Below are 18244 nucleotides of genomic sequence, written 5' to 3'. Positions count from 1 at the left end.
ATCTGGACGAATTGCGGCCTTTTTTTGCCTGAACTGCACAAAGACAGGGTAAGATTATTCAATTGGATGAGGAGCGATGCTGAATGGTGGAGAGCAAAAGTTTTTGGAAGAGCGGGCATAAGCCCAGCCTGTTCGGGGCATTTCTGTATTTTGATATCAGTTTTATGATCTGGGGCATGCTTGGCCCCCTCGCGGTTGTTATTGCCATGGACTACCCGATGACCCCTCTGGAAAAAGCCAACCTTGTGGCACTGCCCATCCTTGGCGGCTCCATTCTTAGACTTGTGCTTGGCTTTATGTCCGATTATATTGGTCCAAAACTTACGGCCCAGATCGGAATGTCGATTACGCTAATTCCGTTATTATTAGGCTGGTTGTGGGTGGACTCCCTAAGCCAGTTGTATGTTGTTGCTCTCCTGCTCGGTGTTGCCGGGGCCTCTTTTGCCGCCGCTCTTCCACTTGCGGGACAATGGTATCCCAAGGAGCACCAGGGACTTGCTATGGGAATTGCCGGAGCAGGGAATAGCGGGACGGTACTCGCTACTCTGTTTGCCAACCGACTGGCTACTCATTTCGGCAGCTGGGAAGTCGTTTTTGGACTCGCCATCATTCCAATCGTGGTCGTTTTCATCCTATTCTCCATCTTTGCCCGTAACAGTCCTAACCGACCAGCACCGAAGAAGCTCTCTGAGTACGGCACCTTGCTGAAACAAAGGGATGCCTGGGTATTCTGTGCATTTTATTGTGTAACCTTTGGCGGTTTCGTGGGATTGTGTAACTATCTGACCATCTTCTTCAACACCCAATATAGCTTGTCTCCTGTCCGGGCCGCTGATATCACAACCTTTTGCGTTATTGCCGGAAGCTTCTTCCGACCGGTCGGCGGTTACTTGGCAGACAAGATTGGTGGTACGCGAATGCTGACATTCCTGTACACCGGTGCCTGTGTCATGCTTGTTGGTGTCTCTTTCCTCCCTCCACTTCCTGTGGTCGTCGTCATGTTATTCCTGGGCATGATGTGCCTTGGGGCTGGCAATGGTTCCGTGTTCCAGTTGGTTCCACAACGATTCGGCAATGAAATCGGCCTGATGACAGGCATTGTCGGCGCGGCAGGTGGCTTGGGCGGATACGCACTCCCGCTGATTCTTGGTCAACTGTACAGCTCCTACCAGTCCTATACACCAGGATTCGTCATCCTTAGTCTGATTGCAGCCGCATCCATGCTGCTCGTACTGGTAATGCAGTCCAAATGGCGCGGTCAATGGCTGAAGAAATCTTTTACTACGAGCAAAACGGAATCCACATCCCTCTCTTCATAGAGAATACAGGTGACCAAACGCATTTAAAAAGAGAACAGCACAGCCCTTCGGCTGCTGCTGTTCTCTTGTTGTCAGGATGTATATTTGCGAAAAACAACGACGGCATTATGCCCGCCAAAACCAAAGGAATTGGACATTCCGATCTTCATCTCTGCCTCTCTGGCTTCATTAGGTACATAATCCAGATCACAGTCGGGGTCCTGCTGCTCCTGATGAATCGTTGGTGGAATGATGCCATGCTGCAAGGTTTGAATCAGTGAGATGGCTTCCGCTCCACCAGCGGCTCCCAGCATGTGCCCAGTCATTGATTTATTGGCCGTCACGGGAATACGATACGCAGCTTCACCGAAGAGCTGTTTAATCGCTCGGGTCTCCGAAAGATCTCCTGCTTCGGTACTGGTTGCGTGGGCGTTAATCACATGCACGTCATCAGGCTGAAGCTTCGCGTCTGCAAGCGCAGCTCTCATGGCCAGGAACGCTCCGCGACCTTCCGGATGGGTCGCTACCATATGATATGCGTCTGAACTGGCACCATATCCAACAATTTCAGCCAGAATATTTGCGTTTCTAGCCAGAGCGTGTGATAGAGACTCTACTACCACAATCCCCGCACCTTCTGCCATCACAAACCCATCTCTTCCAGCGTCAAAGGGGCGACTCGCCATTTCGTAGGCTTCGTTTCTTGTGGATAACGCGGTGGCATTACCAAAGCTGGCTAGCGAAACTTCCGTGATAGCTGCTTCGGTTCCCCCGGCAATAATGACATCTGCACCTCCGTCACGAATCAGCCGGAAGGCCTCACCTATGGCTGTATTTCCAATGGAACAGGCAGTCACAGGTGAAAGCGTCGGTCCCCAACATCCGAATTTCATGCTCACCATGGCAGCTGCCATATTGGAAATCATCATTGGCACAAGGGTCGGACTAACTCGGCTGGGACCACGTTCGGACAACAGTTTTCCTTGCTCCATCAGCGTTTGAATGCCGCCGATGCCGGAACCAATGTATACCCCAACCCGTTCCCTGTCGACTTTCTCCATATCCAGTCCCGAATGCACAAGAGCATCGTCAGCTGCCGCTACAGCAAATTGGCAAAATCGATCCATACGACGGGCTTCCTTGCGTCCGAAGCGACCCTCTCCGTCAAAATCTCGGACCACACCAGCCATTTTGGTTTTATATGAAGTGGTATCGAAGCTTTCAATTAATGATACTCCTGACTGTCCTTTCACAAGTCCGTTCCAAAATGTAACTACATCATTGCCCAGCGGCGAGACAATTCCCATACCGGTAATCACAACACGTTCACGTTCCATATCTAACTCATCCTCCCTAGCCATTCAGGCTAACCGACTGAACTTCTGCATTTATATTGGCACGTGCAGTATCCTATTACAAGTTGTGAATTATAATAGTATAATGACTACCATGATAAATGAGGTTGGGGTGGAATGAGATGAACCAGGATGTCAGGCTTCAGGCTTTATCCGTATTTTTGAAAACTCAACGCGCCAAAATAGCTCCGTCAGCGGTCGGTTTGCTGGAAGGCACCCGGCGCAGAACACCGGGTTTAAGAAGAGAAGAGGTAGCCCAATTGGCGGGCGTAAGCACGACTTGGTACACCTGGCTGGAACAAGGAAGGGATATTCAGGTTTCCCATTCGGTATTGGATAACATAGCTTCCGCACTCAAGCTGACCCCGGATGAACGCAAGTACTTGTTCTCCCTTGCCATGGAGCATTACTCCGAACTTCATATCCGTGAGGAAGAGCCTTACCAGCTCCATCCTTCCCTGCAAAAAATACTGCAGGAGCTCCAGAATTGTCCCACCATTATTTCCGATCGCCGCTGCTACATTGTTGGCTGGAATGAAGCTGCCAGTCATGTCTTCATTGATTTTGAGCAGATTCCTGCCGAACAGCGAAACATGATTAGTCTATTATTTGAGCGCAAGGAATTTCGGAGACTGGCAGTCAACTGGGAGGATTTTGTCCTCGGATACCTTGCGATCTTCCGTGCCTATTACGGCCAATATGTCGATGATGAATGGTACAATCTGTTTCTGAATGAAATGATGGATCGATATCCGGAATTCCAGTCCCTGTGGAAACAAAGCAGCGTGAGCAGTGCACCAGACGTACTGATTGAATTCAGACATTCCAGAGCCGGCAAAATGTTGTTCAATCTGACCTCGTTACAGGTTCAGGGTAATACTGATCTGCGCTGCAGTATATACACTCCTGCACAGGATACGGCCACCGAGCGGAAATTGATGCGCCTTATGGAACGTGAGAAGGAACGACAAGCCAGACCTAACGTATAAACAGCATTCCAATGCAACCAAACGAAAAAAGATCCGAGCGGTTTCCGCTCGGATCTTTTTGATGATCATCCAGCCCTTTGTATCGGATATGGATTAGATCAATCTATGCGTAGCAAATGTTATTCAAACGCCGGAATGGCGATGTCTGCATACTTCTCTTCGAAGAAAGCCTTCACTTCAGGGCCTGCCATGCGTTTGGCCAGCTTCTGAATGGCTTCGGAATCCTTGTTATCCTCACGTGCAACCAAAGTGATGGCAAAATGGGAGTCATCCTTTTCCGTGAACAGTGCATCCTTCTTCGGTGTAAGTCCCAGCGGGCTTGCATACGCCGGTGTCATGGCAACCAGATCTGCATCATCCAGCATGCGGGCCAGCATGAGCAGGTCCACTTCCTGGAACTTGAAGTTCTTCGGATTCTCAATAATATCCGCCTGTGTTGCGTTGAATCCTACGCCTTCTTTCAGCTTGATCAGACCGTTTTGTTCCATCATTACGAGTGAGCGTCCAATGTTGGAAGGGTCATTGGCAATAGCAACCGTTGCTCCTTCAGGCAGTTCTTCAGTGGTTTTGTACTTTTTGGAATACGCACCGTAGATCGCGTTGTAGATCGGCTGTACAGCTACCAGGTTCGCATTATTGGCTTCGTTGAATTGGTTCATGTAAGGCACGTGCTGGAAGAAGTTAGCATCAACTTCCTTGTCTTTCAAAGCCGTATTCGGTTGAACGTTATCAGACAGAACGACAACTTCCAAATTCACGCCATCTTCTTTAAGCAGCGGCTTCACAATATCCAGTACATCGGTCATTGGCGGAATCAATGTTGCCACTTTCAACGTCACTTCCTGAGTTGCTTGGCTGCCTTCATTATTACCCTCCGCAGCAGGTGTCTCTTCTTTTTTGCCGCATGCGGATACAACCAGCATCACTGCGAGCAGCATAAGGATCATTTTTGATTTCATTTTCATTCTAGCCCCTTCATCGTGTAGTCTGTAATGTCATCCTAAATTCTTCTCGCCCTTTAACCTTGTTTGCCTCATGATCTGCGATCAAGCCAGCGGGATAATCTGCTTCCGGTAAACTGGATCATCTGCACCAGAATGATCATAATGATGATCGTAAATACCATGATCTCCGTCTCGAACCGCTGATATCCGTAACGAATGGCAAAATCACCAACACCTCCACCGCCGACAATGCCCATCACCGTGGAATAGGAGATAAAACTGATCGTCGCCGTGGTCAGTCCGAGTACGAGACCTGAACGTGCTTCCACATACAAAAATTTCAGCACAAGCTGCATGGTTGATGCACCCATAGAGGATGCCGCCTCAACCACACCTTTGGGCACATCGAGCAGTGCCTGTTCTACCAGGCGGGCATAGTAGGCAATCGCAATAACGGAAAGCGGCACCGCCGCTGCCAATGTCCCCATCGCCGTTCCCACAATCATACGCGTGAACGGAATCATGAATACGACCAGCAGCAGAAACGGGAACGAACGAATGATATTGACCAGGCTGCCCAGAATCGTGAACAGCGGCCTGTTCTCATATCGTTGTCCTCTTCGGAACAGATACAGCAGCGTGCCGAGTGGAAGCCCAATCAGGACAGCTGCTCCAATCGAGATGCCAACCATGACAAAGGTCTCTCCGATCGCCTTCCATATCTCATCCTGGTACTTCAATATGGATTCAGGTATCATCGTTCCTCGTCCTCCGTTTCCCATGGCTCCGCCTCTTCACCAGTAAGCAAGGACGTTAGCAAATCCGGCTGTGGTGCGGGAATACTGCGTACTTCCGCTTCCGTTAGCGTTCGGACAATACGCCCTTCTCTCATCACGGAAATTTGGTGGCAGAGTCTGCGCGCAACCTCCATCTCATGCGTAACCAGCACGATGGTCACACCCAGTGTTTCATTCACATGGCGCAGCACATCCAGAATACCGTTCGTTGTCTGAGGATCAAGCGAAGACGTTGGTTCATCGCAGAGCAATACATCAGGCCGGCTCGCAAGAGCCCTCGCAATAGCCACGCGCTGCTTCTGTCCTCCGCTTAACTGGGCCGGATATTGTTTCGCCTTATCCTCGAGACCCACGAATCTCAACACCTCAAGTCCGCGTTCTTCTCGTTCTCTCCGGGAAACACCCGCCAGTTCAAGAGGCATGCATACATTGCCAATCACCGTTCGGTTGCTCACCAGATTAAAGTGCTGAAAAATCATGCCGATGGAACGACGCGCCTGACGAAGGGCTCTTTCGCTCATCCGGGTCAGCTGCTGTCCGCCTACGGTTACATCACCGGAGTCCGGCTTTTCAAGCCCGTTCAGCATGCGGAGAAGCGTTGATTTGCCCGCACCGCTGGAACCAATGATACCGTGAATCTCTCCCTGTCCCACTTCAAGCGAGACAGAGCTTAACGCCTCGAATCCCTGATCAGCCCGGGACCCACGTTCGTTATAACGCTTGCTTACGCCGTATAATGAAATCATGGAGATTCCTCCTGCGATTAATCATGCATGGTCCTTCGAGAACACATGAAGAAAGCCCGCACAGCCGATAACCGGAGCGCGAGCAATCCTGTTCATTTATAATAAAGCAACATTCTGTGTGAAACAAGCCTTAACGAGAGATATCTGTTTTTAAATCGTTTACATGATACAAGCTGAATCTGCCGTTCGAAGAACCGATGTAGATTTCATCACCTATCCGATTTATTGTGCCATTTTTGGCATCCCGATCCCGGTGTTCCGGCGATCCCATGACCACGTCATGCACTCGGCCGACCAGTGTACCATCCTCTTTGTTCATGATCAGAAGATCCTCACCCATGGGTAACAGGAGTTGGTCGTCGATAACTAGGTAACTTCCCTGGTTGGTAGGGTATCTCAAGGAAGAGATGGTATATTGTGCGTCCCAGCGTGTTTTTCCCGTTTGATAATCCAGTGCGGCCGGATAGCCGTTCTTGATTACATATAGTTGATCGTCTGCCACAAACCCTCGCTCAACCTTGTCGTTTAACGTCCATCGTTTTTTATCGTTCTTGGCATCATACAGCGTCGTTGTAAAATCAGAATAATCGCCGTAATGCTCACCTTGCTTATTCTCGCGGATCAACAGCATGCCATCATTCAGCACTTCGAAGCGCTGTCCGTTCCGGGCTTGAAAGTGAGCAAGTTTCTTGCCTGAATTCAGATCGACCAACACCCACTGATCCCCAAGCAGCATCCAGCGTTCAGGCTTTGCCTCTGCGAATGGATCAAGACGGGTGATTCCGTCGAAGTACGGATCATTCTCGATATGATCCACAGTAGGCTTACCGGTTTTGATACTCCATACCGTACGACCTGATAGCGGGTCAGCTGCAACCAGTTGATTTTTCTCCCAATACATCACATACGGGTCAGCTGCTGTCTGGTTGAACAATTGATATCCGGCACTTAGCTTCTTAGTCCAGAGGGTTTTGCCATTAGAACTGTTCAGCACGGTGATCCGTCCCTGACTGGAGCCTTCCGCAACCGGGCTATCCACCACCACAACATTCTCCGCAGCTGTAATACCACGAAGTGAAAGTTTGGAGCCGGTTTTGTATTCCCACTGCACTTTCCCATCCGATAGTTTGATGTGACGTATGCGATCCTTGTACTCCTTATCTCCCGGAGCATAGGACGTAAAGATCGTTACGCCATCGCGCTTCGCATCCAATTGTGCTTGGAGTGCACCGAAGCCTGCATGAATCTCCCACACATTTTCCCCGGTATGTCGATCAAGGGCGTACACGGATTTGTCATAATGCATGCCGCTAAATCCACCGTCGTCTCCTTTCATCAGAAGCACATCCGCTGTTGCAGCTTGCAGAAAGGGATAATTCAGCTTGCCCTGATTGGTCCATGTGGATTTCCAAGGTAACGTTGCAGGCAGGGTTTTGCCAAGAATTTGGGTTGTGAACTGATAGTCGTCCGAACGACTGAAATTCCAATCCGAAGGGACCACATTATTACGATCATCCACCGGGATGTTCCAGCGTGTCTGCACCAGCTTTCCTGTCTTGCTAAACGTTACCAGAAACTGTGCGTCTTCCCGCTCATATCGCCAGGTCTGTCCAATGCTCATGGAAACATGGGTTTCATTCAGATTCTGGGAATGCTCTTTCCAATCCGGCTCGCCGAGCCACTGAGCAGCTTGTTTTGAGGTCGTGCTTTTATCTAATAAAATATCCGTCAGATGCCGCACATCCGCTATAGACATGGAGGACTGATTCCCGAACCAGCCGTCCGCTACGTTCACGCGCTGTTGTACGTCCTTCGCCCTAACCCAGATTATGGCTGGACGGTATACGTTCGACTCTTTATTCCAGGTTCGCGGAGGAACGGAGACACCATACCACTCCTTCGTAGATGCAACAATTAGCGCATGATCCGTTAGAGAACTGGCAGAAGGCCAGCTTGTCTGGCTTCCAGGATACAGATACAGTTTACTTCCCGCCCGGAGTGTAAAGTTCTGCGGTGTGGACCTTTTCATCGTCTGACTTTCCTTGGATGCGTACCATCCCGGCACCCAGAAACTCCCGAACTCGCTATGATTCAACCTAATCCAATCTCCGCGAACAATCTGTACTTTCAGCTTTTCCCCGCCGGAGGTATATGTAGTTATTCTCATCTGATCAACGGGAACCTTGTGATCCATCGGTTGGGCATACCTAGGCAGGCCTTTTCCCAAAGTGACGGTTTCTCCAGCTTTATAGGTTATGGCTGCCGATAGGGCTTGTGTAACTGATATTGGGGCTTGGCCTTCACGGGCAGCCACATTCAGATCCAGCAGCATGTATCCTGTAACGATCACAGCAGCTGCTCCGGTAATGGTGATCCACCTGTAACCCTTTTTTCGCCAGTTCCCGCCTGCCTTCACGTTGGTTCACTCCATCCTTTTGAAGTTATTTCCATTAAAGACGTTTTGAACAAGAAAAAGTTACTGTACCGCCAAAAAAATGTCCGTCCCTTCTCTTCATCTGACATCCAGCATCGCCGGGTAATAAGGGAATTCCCAGCCTAACATGTAACCTATAGTAAGGGTTGTTATAAAATACAACACAAAATACAGATCCGCCCGGGAATACCCGGTCTGGATGTAATACGTCCGGCTCGCGCCGTCTGCGAATCCTTTTGCCTCCATGGCGATGGCCATGCGCTCTGCCCGCCGGATGCTCTGCGCCAGCAGGGGAATCGCATACCGCTTCAAGGTTCCATAGACGTTCCAGTATGAAACACGCTGCTGCGTACCGCGGATGCGAATGGCATAACGCAGCGTCTGGAATTCGTCCAGCAGAATGGGAATCATGCGCATGGCGGCCAAAAAGCTATAGGCATACTTGGGCGGAAGACGCCACTCCTGCATCAGCGAGTAGAATAGATGAACCGGACGTGTGGTCAGGCCAAACAACAATCCCGCAGCCGCCATGCTCAGGGAACGAAACCCCAGGTGCAGCCCGCGATAGAAGCTCTCCTCCGTGATATGTATCAGTCCATATTTGTACCACGTCGTCTCGCCTTTACCAAACATCATCATGCCTGTGGAGGTGGAGATAAAGATCAATATAAAAGGCGACGCATAGAGCAGCAGCCGATGCCAAGGATGACCCGCCCAGCATAGTAACAGAAGCATGACAACCGCTACATTGATCATGACGTTCAGATTGTGAATAAGAATAACCAGGATAAACATCAGGGTCAGGAAAATAACTTTAAGGCCCGGATTCACGGCGTGCAGCCAGGTTTCACGATGAGGAAACGATAGCTGCATGCGTAACCCTCCCCTCTTCTACAGTCCACACTTTCGTACAATATCGGTTCACGATCTCCTGATCATGTGTCACCATGACCACGGCCGTCCCCGCGCGACGCAGGCGCTCCAGTTGTCCCAGCATGGCAAACGTATTACGTGCATCCTGTCCGAATGTGGGCTCATCCAGCAGCAATATCCGCTGTCTGCGAACCATAGCAGAAGCTACACTGAGACGGCGTTTCTGTCCCATCGACAATTGATACGGGTGCCTCCCAGACAGCTCACTGAGTCCAAATTGCTCCAGCATTTCAATGCTTCTGGCCCGTCGCTCTTCCGCAGTAAGTTCTCCCCCGAGTAAGGAAAATTCCACCTCATCCAGAACCGAATTCGTAACGAATTGAAATTCCGGATTCTGAAACACGAATGCAATGCGGTCAGCCAGCTCTCTGATCCTGCCGGGCCGTTGTCCTTCAACACGATAATGTCCCGTCGTCTTCAGGATATTCATCAGGGAAAGCAATAATGAACTTTTTCCAGCGCCATTAGCTCCAACGATTCCTACCCAATCCCCGTGAAATACGTCAGCGTGATCGATCTGTACAACCGGATTCTTCCCTCGCAGCCCTGTGAATTGCCTCAATTCGAGTGCCGGATGGTATACACCTGATTCCCTGGAATCATCTTCTTCGACTTCTGTGCGACTGCCAGATCCGGACGTCATATGCTTAAAGGCTTCTTGAGAATCCTGTCGCTTCGCTTCAACCTTCCGAGCTCCACGTTCCTCCCATACTCCCGGATACCAGATGCCATACTCCTTAAGCATATCCCTCTCGTTCGCAAAGACCTGTTCCGCCTGTCCGTCGGCCACAATCTTCCCTTCGGGTGATAGCACGATGATTCGGTCAACCACGTCCACCACCTCATTGATTTTGTGTTCCACGATAATGAGTGTCTTATCTTGTGCGACCTGCTTCACCGTATCCCATACCTGCGTGGTTCCCTCATCATCGAGCAGTGCTGTTGGTTCATCCAGAAACAGGACATCCGGCTCCATGGCAAGAATAGAGGCAATCGCAAGGCGCTGCTTCATCCCCTGGGACATCGATTGAATCCATGCACGATTATGTTCAAAAGAAAGGCCAACGAGCTCCATATAATGTTGAATCAGCTCAGGCATCTGGTCCCTTGGGATATTCCGATTTTCAAGCACAAAAGCAATCTCTTCATCTGTATAGGACATACAAAATTGGGTATCCGGGTCCTGGAATACAATGCCTGGCTGAATCGGCACCTGAATCTCATCACATTTCATCGGGATTTCCACGGAACGCGGAATAAGACCGCTCAATATTTGCAGCAGCGTGGACTTGCCTGAACCACTTGGACCGAGCAGCAGCACTTTTTCCCCTTTACGCACGGAGAGAGACAAGCCCTGGAATACCAGGTCCTGCTCTCCCGGGAACTTGCACCTTAGATTGGTAATGCCTACCGCCTGCACACTCCCTTCTCCGTTCATTTAGTCCAGTGCCTCATAATCCTGCTTGGAGACCGGTCTCAATGACCGGGTCACGCCTGTGAGTTCAAGTGCTTTCGCAAGATAATAAGCAAATACACCAGCAATCAGAATGCTTCCAATGAAGCGGAAGCCGATAAACAATGTGTAATTCCACGCCGATAACGAGTCAATGTATCCATACTGGTAATCGAGCAAAAGCGAAGCTGCTGCTGCCCCAATAGCTGCAAGGCAGGTGACGAACAGATTCGTTTTGCGGTACAGGAATGCGGCGAAGAAGATCTCTGCGCCCAGCCCCTGCAACAGACCGTATACCAAGGTGGACATCCCCCATTCACTCCCGAGAAAAGCACTGACGGTCGAGGCTGCTACTTCAGCAAGAATGGCCACCCCCGGCTTGCGAATGATAACATAGGCGAACGTACCTGCCATAAACCACATGCCATAGATCATCTGCTCCGCATGTACGCCGAAAGGCTTCATCAGATCATACGTCGGTCCCCATATCTTGTAGATGACCCCGAATACAACCGCGATCACGATCGTCACCAAAATATCAGTTAACTTCAATTTGTTGCTGCGCACTGTTGTTGACATGTCCTCTACTTCCTTTCTCTGCTTCCCATAAGGTTATGAAATGAAAATAAAAAAAGCCTCCCCGGTTCCGGGGAAGCCTTACGCACAGTGTCACAACCCATGATCGAAGTAACTTAGAATAAAATGAAATCCGGTCAACTCACGAGGCAAGCCTGCTTCCGCTCGCATTCCGAGATTAACCGTTCCCATTTTCATTCCCCAAATTACTTATCATGAGTTCATGTTCTCTACGCTGGCATTACCCAGATCAGATATACGGTCAGCGGCATAAGGCCCCAATCTCAGCCCAACTTCATTGAGCTCCCGGTTCACTTTATTTCATTGCTACTAATGTACACTACATGGGTATTTATGGCAATAACTTATACGTCCAACAAGGTTTCACACTGGAGAAATCCGTTTAAAGAAAGGATGCCAATTCCATTAATATGAAACATTTAGGAGATATTAGCCGTCTATATACGGGAAAGGGGATTGATGATATGAATACAACCAACACAACCTGGCAGCAAAAAAAATGGAAATGGATCCTTGCCGCTTCGATCATGACCGCAGGAACGGCACCTGCACTAATGTCATCCCATGTAGTGGAAGCGGCAGCGATACACCAGCCTGCAGCCTATATTAACAATGTTCCTGCCGAATATGATGTGGTTATTCGCCAGGGAGTTACGTATGTGGCGCTCACGGAACTGAAATTTCTGGGTGACTATACTTTCGGGTACAACAACAAAACGAAACAAATTAGCATTAGTACAGGAAGCGACAAGTATGTACTTACTCCTAACAGTAAAACCATCAAGAAAAACGGCCAGGCTGCGGCGCTGTCCTCTGCTCCGATTCTGGTAAATGGCAAAGCCATGCTCCCACTTCGTGCAATCGGTGAAACCTTCGGTGCAGAAGTTCGATGGAATCAGGCTGCCAAGGAAGCTTATATCTATACGCCAGATGCATCGATTATTGAGGAGTACAAAAGTGCTGACCTGACGATTGCACGTGAGGCTGCGCTTCGTTTTCCACGTTTTTCGGATTTAAAACAGGCACGCCTGGACATCCGTAATCCACTTGGTCCTGTCGACTCATCGATGACTTACATTTTTGAAAAAGGACAGAAGGACCGCTTTTTCATCAACGAAAATAATGATCTCATCAGTTACTACGAAATCAAAAATGGAACTGCCCTGCTGAAATGGCAGGCCAACGTGAGCAGTGCAGCCGGAACAATCGGAGATCTATTCTTCATCAAAAACAAAGCTGTAGCAGAAGCAGGGAAGCGACCATCGGTAGCAGGCCAAACTCTTGTATCATTTAAATACTCTCAAATGCTGGAAGAGACTTCCTATGAGGTCATGAACAAGTCCGGCTCCATTGATTCGGGTTCCATTGCCCCGGAAAAAGACAAAATCATCGTTGCTGTTCCAGAAGAAAACGAATGACTACTGAGAGATAGCAGAGAATGCAGCATTTTTCAAAATCTCTTCATCTAGTTTTATGGCAAACGCAAAAAGGCATCCTTGAGGGTGCCTTTTTGCGTTTACTATAAAGAGGAATTCTGAACATGAACCTACTGTATCCTCTTTATCTTCTGGTTGACATGCTATCCTCAATATTGCGTATTCCCCGATTGACTTGTTTTACCCGATGCGAATCCCTTGAACAGGGTAGGCACTTTGGAATAACGGGTATTCGTTATTTTGCCAACTGTGGAGCTGCTGTCTGTTCGCAGAATGGAATCCTTCACATTGGAAATGTTGGAGCTGTCCACGTTCATGGTGACCGCGTAAGAGGTTCCTCCATTTTGACGTACCAGCTTACCGATATCATCAGCTCTGAAATTTTTAATGTTAATTGTCCCCGAAGCGTTCATCTGGAACACCTTATCATATGCTTTGTAAGCGGCACCGCCCGTAATATTAACCGTACCCGAGGATTTAAGCGTGAGTGCATCTTCACCGACATCATTCCAGGTCACATTCTGAATATTGCAGTTGCCATAACAATGGACGCCATCGGCTGCCGGTGCCTCGATCACTACATTTTTCAGTGTAGCTCCTGCCTCAAGACGAAAGATCGGTTTTTGGTTCTCGGCCTGACTGCCATCACCCAATGTGTTTGGGTCTGCGGCAACACTCTTTCCTTTGCCATCATAAGTCTCACCTGCTTTGACAATAATCGTCGTCTTCACAATCTCGGGAGCAGCAGACACGGGTAATGCACCAAATACAGAAGCGACCAGACCAGCAGAGAGCAGCAGCGATAACATTTTTCTCATACGTAAATCCTCCCTTATATGAATATATTGGTGTACAAGCCAGCTTGTCTTCCCGGATCCCTTAAGAGGTGCACCTCTGTTCTGGATCCTACCCTGATGCTACCAAAACAGGAGAGTAATGATAATAATCATTAGATTAGATATCCAATTGTCGGCATGATTCCTGCATTGTTCGCATTCTTTGTCGATCCATTCCGCAAGGAATGTGCTGATCTTAACTTTCGGTATGCTTCATTTAAAGTCTGTGAAGACTGCAGAATTCTAGCCAAAAATTAAAAAAAGACCACGTCATCTGTTTCCAGACAACATGATCTTAGGCATGAACTATTCATTTCCAACTTATTTGACTAAGCTCCGAACCGCTGACGATATCCGCACTTCCGGCATAGTTCCTCCACGGCTTCCCGCTTGGAAAAACCATACACCAGATTGTTTGCCCGCTCACCTTCGACAATCTCCGAGAAAGACTTCTCATGGACGTTACCGAGATTAATGACACCTTCACCATCAAGGCAGCACGGTACAACCGTTCCATCCACCAGTACGGCCGCCTGACTGCGCAGCGCATGACAGAAGCCTTTGCCGTCATCCTCTGGTGCATCCAGACTTGGCCACTGGAACTCGTGGTCCTGATTGAGATAGACATTCGGCGCAATTTTGACGCCGCTGCCTGGAACCACCTTTTCCTCAATGCGGAAATCCAGGTTGAACTCGCGTTCCAGTACCTCCAGTGTTTCCCGGTTCCGATTCATCTGGGCATTCGTGAAGTTATCCTGCGTCAGGTTCCAGAGCCGGAACGAGATGATTACATTGTGCTTCACGGCTTCCCTGGCAAAGGACAAAATATTGCTGAGGTATCCCTCACGGTCGGTCGATCCCTCGTGCCCGTCGAAGCTGTGCAGCGAGAAGTTCATTTGCCGCAATGCCGGTTTGCCAAGCAGTTTATGCTGGGTCTTGGGCAGCAATGTTCCGTTCGTTGTTATGTTTACCTTGAATCCCTTCTCGTGTGCGGAATCCAGTAACACATCAATTTTGGGGTGGAGTAACGGCTCCCCTTTTACATGCAAATAAATGTGTTTGGTATGTGGCTTAATCTGATCCAATATATTGTTGAAGACTTCAGGGTCAATGAATCCTTTGGCACGCTTGGTCTGCGGACAGAAGCTGCATGCCAGGTTACATATGCTTGTAATTTCAATATATACTTTCTTGAACGTTTTCAACTCGGGGTCCCCATTCTGCTTAGGAGGGAGAACAGTCCCACCCTCATTTGTAATCCGGCCCATATGTGCCATCCCCATTATATCGGGTTAGGAAGCCAAGGTAAATCCGCGAATGGTTTTAACGTTTAACTTTTGCCTCTAAGCCCTCTTTACATCTCGCAGGAATGTGATATATGCTGTGTACACAACTGCATATCTTGAACGATTGCACTAGGGGAGCCTTGCGGCTGAGACGAATGAATGTATTCGGACCCTTTGAACCTGATCTGGATCATACCAGCGGAGGGAAGTGGAGCGGACTTTCAGTTAACGGATTTTTTTCATATTCATATGAACATGAATGTCGGTTGAACTTAACAGGCCCACTCATTTCTCCGGAAATGGGCGGGCTTTTTCGCGTTTACTTACAACAGATCGCAAACAACGTGCATTTTCGTTCAGGCAGTTTTTATTCCAAGGGGGCTAAGGAACCAGATGAGCAACGATGTACAGATTGACAACATGACCTTTACTTTTCCGGATCAGAGACATTCCCCCGTGCTCTCCAATGTGTCGATGTGTGTAAAAAAGGGAGAATTCGTCTCGCTGATCGGCTCCAGCGGATCAGGCAAGAGTACACTCTTCAAGCTGCTGGCAGGCTTGCTTGAACCGACAGATGGCACGATCGAAATTGCTGGGGTGCCGCCAGGACAGCGACTCGGGCGGGTTGCCTACATGCCGCAGAAGGATTTGCTGTTATCCTGGCGGACGGTTATGGAGAACTGCCTGCTTCCTTCGGAGCTTGCCCTGAGGAAGCAGGACAAGGTGAAGCTGCGAGCTGACATTATGGCCGGACTCGACAGATTTGGCTTATCCGGCTATGAGCATGCCTACCCGGACGAACTGTCCGGCGGCATGAAGCAGCGGGTCGCCCTGCTGCGCACCTTGCTGACAGGAGGACAGCTCATGCTGCTGGACGAACCCTTTGGCGCGCTTGACGCCATGACCAAGCGGGAGATGCATCGCTGGCTGCTTGAATTGTGGGAAAACCTCGGTAAAACGGTGCTGTTCATCACGCATGATATAGAAGAAGCCCTGTTACTAAGTGACCGGATAGTCCTTCTCACTCCTGGCGGTCGGCAGCTGCTGGACATGAAGGTGCCTCTGCCCCGTCCGAGACATTCGGACATGGTCTACGATCCGGATCTGATACAGATGCGACAACGGTTGGAGGAACAACTACATGCGAAGCTTTAACGTCAGCAGATGGGTTGCCCGCTATGGCCTGTTCGCTGCGCTTCTCCTTTTGATGCTGGCTGGCTGGGAATGCATCGTTCGATTGGGCTGGGTTCCTTCTTTTATTATCCCTGCACCTACATCAATAGTAAGTTCTCTAGTTGAGCATCGGCGTCTGCTCCTCGGAACCCATCTACCTGCCACATTGATGGAGGTAGCAGTTGGCTTCGGCTTGTCCATCGTGGCTGGAGGCGCTCTGGCAGCGGGCATGCACCTCAGCCGTTCGATTGAAAAGGCGCTGTATCCCTTCATCGTAATCAGCCAGACGATTCCACTGATTGCCCTGTCTCCTGTGTTCATTCTGTGGTTTGGCTACACACTCTGGAGTAAAGTTGCTGTGGTGTTTCTGATCGCATTCTTTCCGATTGTGGTCAGCACCTATGATGGTCTCCGTCAAGGCGACCCGGATCAGCGCGAACTACTGATGACAATGGGAGCAAGCAAGTGGGATCTGTTCCGCAAGCTTCAGGTACCTCTTGCACTGCCCTCTTTCTTCTCAGGATTGAAGATGTCGGTGGTGTACTGCGTGGTCGGCGCAACCATTGGCGAATGGCTCGGAGGCAGCAAAGGTCTTGGTTATTTCAGCCGCAGAATGTCCAGCAGCATGAATACCGATGCAATGTTTGCCTCCATTCTGCTGTTATCCCTGCTGGGCATCGGTCTGTTCGTGCTTATTGCCTGGCTGGAGCGAATCCTTGGATTGAAGCGGAATGCAGACCATGCACGCAGAGGAAAGTCGATGAAAAGGCAATCGGCAATGAGATAACAAGTGCTGCTCCTTCCTGTCGATCTCTTTGAAACATATCAGCGATTGAAACCAAACAAAAAAGAACGAAACGAGGCCCATTTATCCATGAGAAAAAAGAAACTCATTCACATCCTGCTTCCTGCCCTCATCTGTTTATTGCTGATCGTCAGCGGTTGTGGCAATACGGGTGCGAACCCTTCACCGTCACATTCCGATCCCCAGGTACAGGGCACAGATTCAACAACAACCGGATCGTCGTCTGGTGACCACGATTCATTGTCCATCATGCTCGACTGGTATCCGAATGCAGTCCATTCCTTTATATATGCAGCACAGGAAAAGGGATATTTTGCAGACCAAGGGCTCGATGTGGACATTCAGATGCCTGCCGATACGAATGATGCGCTCAAACTTGTAGCCGCTGGCAAAGTGGATCTGGCGCTGAGCTATCAGCCGCAAATTTTGCTAGCCCGTGGAGAAGGCATTCCCGTAAGATCCATTGCCGCTGTCGTTCGGCATCCACTCGTTCATCTGCTGACGGAAACGGACGGGAAGGTGAACTCTCCCAAAGATCTTGAAGGACTGACGGTAGGGTATTCCTCCGTTCCCCTATATGAAGCCATGGTGCGTACGATGATGAGTCAGGATGGCGGCGATCCGGACCGCATGAATTTGGTGGATGTTGGATTTGATCTGATCCCTTCGCTGGCCTCCGGTCAGGCCGATGCGATCATGGGTGGTTTTATCAATCATGAACAGCTGATTCTCGAGAAAGAAGGTCATTCGGTCAAGTCTATTAACCCCGTCGATTACGGCGTGCCGGATTATTACGAACTCGTTCTTACAGCAAGCGACGAGGGAATTGAGGCGAAGAAGGATCAGCTCACCCGCTTCGTCAAAGCGATCCAGGAAGGTCAGAACTATGTGACCGAGCATCCGGATGAAGCATTGAACATCCTGCTCGCACACGAAAATGAGACGTCCCCGCTGGATCGGGAAATTGAAACAAAGAGCCTGGACATTCTGCTTCCGCTCATGACTGAAGAAGGTATCCCGTTTGGCTGGCAGGAGTCTTCCTCCTGGGAAAACGTGCGGAAGTGGCTGGTACAACGTAAATTGATTCCGGATTCGGTACAGGCCGAGGATGCGTTTATCAACTTGCAGGATAAGTAAAAAGTACAGTTGCAGCTATAAAAAT

General features: G+C 49.5%; 16 protein-coding genes and 2 riboswitches. Of the genes, 6 read left to right on the top strand and 10 right to left on the bottom strand.

The features are described from left to right. Positions 1-86 precede the first annotated feature (86 nt). Entirely contained in the window at positions 87-1319 is a 1233-nt protein-coding gene (locus tag F4V51_RS04410) for a nitrate/nitrite transporter (RefSeq protein ID WP_153980558.1), read from the top strand. 71 nt (positions 1320-1390) lie between these two features. Here the strand turns inward: F4V51_RS04410 and fabF are convergent, their stop codons facing one another. Continuing rightward, the gene (gene fabF / locus F4V51_RS04405; protein WP_153977013.1) at positions 1391-2635 is read right to left on the bottom strand and encodes a beta-ketoacyl-ACP synthase II; all 1245 of its coding nucleotides are present in this window, start codon (positions 2633-2635) and stop codon (positions 1391-1393) included. A gap of 140 nt (positions 2636-2775) precedes the next feature. Between fabF and F4V51_RS04400 the strand changes: the two genes are divergently transcribed. Beyond that, positions 2776-3642: a helix-turn-helix transcriptional regulator gene (locus F4V51_RS04400; RefSeq protein ID WP_153977012.1), complete on the top strand. Its 867-nt coding sequence runs from the start codon at positions 2776-2778 to the stop codon at positions 3640-3642. Positions 3643-3761: 119 nt separating this feature from the next. Here the strand turns inward: F4V51_RS04400 and F4V51_RS04395 are convergent, their stop codons facing one another. From F4V51_RS04395 to F4V51_RS04365, 7 genes are all read right to left on the bottom strand, one after another. Next, positions 3762-4601 carry a MetQ/NlpA family ABC transporter substrate-binding protein gene (locus tag F4V51_RS04395; protein ID WP_153977011.1) on the bottom strand — a complete coding sequence of 280 codons (840 nt, stop codon included), beginning with the start codon at positions 4599-4601 and terminating at the stop codon, positions 3762-3764. 74 nt (positions 4602-4675) lie between these two features. Next, the gene (locus F4V51_RS04390) at positions 4676-5368 is read right to left on the bottom strand and encodes a methionine ABC transporter permease (RefSeq protein WP_227779605.1); all 693 of its coding nucleotides are present in this window, start codon (positions 5366-5368) and stop codon (positions 4676-4678) included. After that, complete coding sequence (locus F4V51_RS04385; RefSeq protein ID WP_153977010.1) at positions 5341-6129, bottom strand: methionine ABC transporter ATP-binding protein; 789 nt, start codon at positions 6127-6129, stop codon at positions 5341-5343. Before F4V51_RS04385 ends, F4V51_RS04390 begins: the two co-directional genes overlap by 28 nt. A gap of 130 nt (positions 6130-6259) precedes the next feature. After that, the gene (locus F4V51_RS04380; protein WP_153977009.1) at positions 6260-8545 is read right to left on the bottom strand and encodes an outer membrane protein assembly factor BamB family protein; all 2286 of its coding nucleotides are present in this window, start codon (positions 8543-8545) and stop codon (positions 6260-6262) included. A 96-nt stretch (positions 8546-8641) separates the two neighbouring features. Further along, on the bottom strand, positions 8642-9436 hold the full coding sequence (locus tag F4V51_RS04375) for an energy-coupling factor transporter transmembrane component T family protein (protein WP_153977008.1): 795 nt from the start codon (positions 9434-9436) through the stop codon (positions 8642-8644). Further along, positions 9411-10934 carry an ABC transporter ATP-binding protein gene (locus tag F4V51_RS04370; RefSeq protein WP_153977007.1) on the bottom strand — a complete coding sequence of 508 codons (1524 nt, stop codon included), beginning with the start codon at positions 10932-10934 and terminating at the stop codon, positions 9411-9413. The genes F4V51_RS04375 and F4V51_RS04370 overlap by 26 nt, the downstream gene beginning before the upstream one ends. After that, positions 10935-11528, bottom strand: a complete 594-nt coding sequence (locus F4V51_RS04365; protein ID WP_095288623.1) for an ECF transporter S component — start codon at positions 11526-11528, stop codon at positions 10935-10937. A gap of 207 nt (positions 11529-11735) precedes the next feature. Continuing rightward, positions 11736-11846, bottom strand: a riboswitch (TPP riboswitch). Positions 11847-12010: 164 nt separating this feature from the next. On the opposite strand from F4V51_RS04365, the gene F4V51_RS04360 reads away from it, so the two are divergent. Next, positions 12011-12964, top strand: coding sequence for a copper amine oxidase N-terminal domain-containing protein (locus tag F4V51_RS04360; protein WP_162009893.1), 954 nt, complete (start codon positions 12011-12013; stop codon positions 12962-12964). A 167-nt stretch (positions 12965-13131) separates the two neighbouring features. Here the strand turns inward: F4V51_RS04360 and F4V51_RS04355 are convergent, their stop codons facing one another. Both F4V51_RS04355 and F4V51_RS04350 read right to left on the bottom strand, forming a co-directional pair. Beyond that, complete coding sequence (locus F4V51_RS04355; protein ID WP_153977005.1) at positions 13132-13800, bottom strand: pectate lyase; 669 nt, start codon at positions 13798-13800, stop codon at positions 13132-13134. Positions 13801-14147: 347 nt separating this feature from the next. Further along, positions 14148-15023, bottom strand: coding sequence for a radical SAM/SPASM domain-containing protein (locus tag F4V51_RS04350; RefSeq protein ID WP_153980557.1), 876 nt, complete (start codon positions 15021-15023; stop codon positions 14148-14150). A 202-nt stretch (positions 15024-15225) separates the two neighbouring features. Further along, positions 15226-15328, top strand: a riboswitch (TPP riboswitch). Positions 15329-15497: 169 nt separating this feature from the next. Here F4V51_RS04350 and F4V51_RS04345 point away from each other — a divergent pair. The 3 genes from F4V51_RS04345 to F4V51_RS04335 all read left to right on the top strand — a co-directional run bounded on the left by F4V51_RS04345 (position 15498) and on the right by F4V51_RS04335 (position 18219). After that, positions 15498-16259, top strand: coding sequence for an ABC transporter ATP-binding protein (locus F4V51_RS04345; RefSeq protein ID WP_153977004.1), 762 nt, complete (start codon positions 15498-15500; stop codon positions 16257-16259). Then, a complete protein-coding gene (locus F4V51_RS04340) occupies positions 16246-17064 on the top strand; it encodes an ABC transporter permease (RefSeq protein WP_153977003.1) in 819 nt (272 codons plus the stop codon). Before F4V51_RS04345 ends, F4V51_RS04340 begins: the two co-directional genes overlap by 14 nt. 87 nt (positions 17065-17151) lie before the next feature. Then, a complete protein-coding gene (locus F4V51_RS04335; protein ID WP_153977002.1) occupies positions 17152-18219 on the top strand; it encodes an ABC transporter substrate-binding protein in 1068 nt (355 codons plus the stop codon). Positions 18220-18244: the final 25 nt, after the last annotated feature.

Source organism: Paenibacillus xylanilyticus (genome assembly GCF_009664365.1).
In the GTDB taxonomy this organism is placed as follows: Bacteria; Bacillota; Bacilli; order Paenibacillales; family Paenibacillaceae; genus Paenibacillus; species Paenibacillus xylanilyticus_A.
This window is presented reverse-complemented; position numbering and strand designations above follow the sequence as displayed.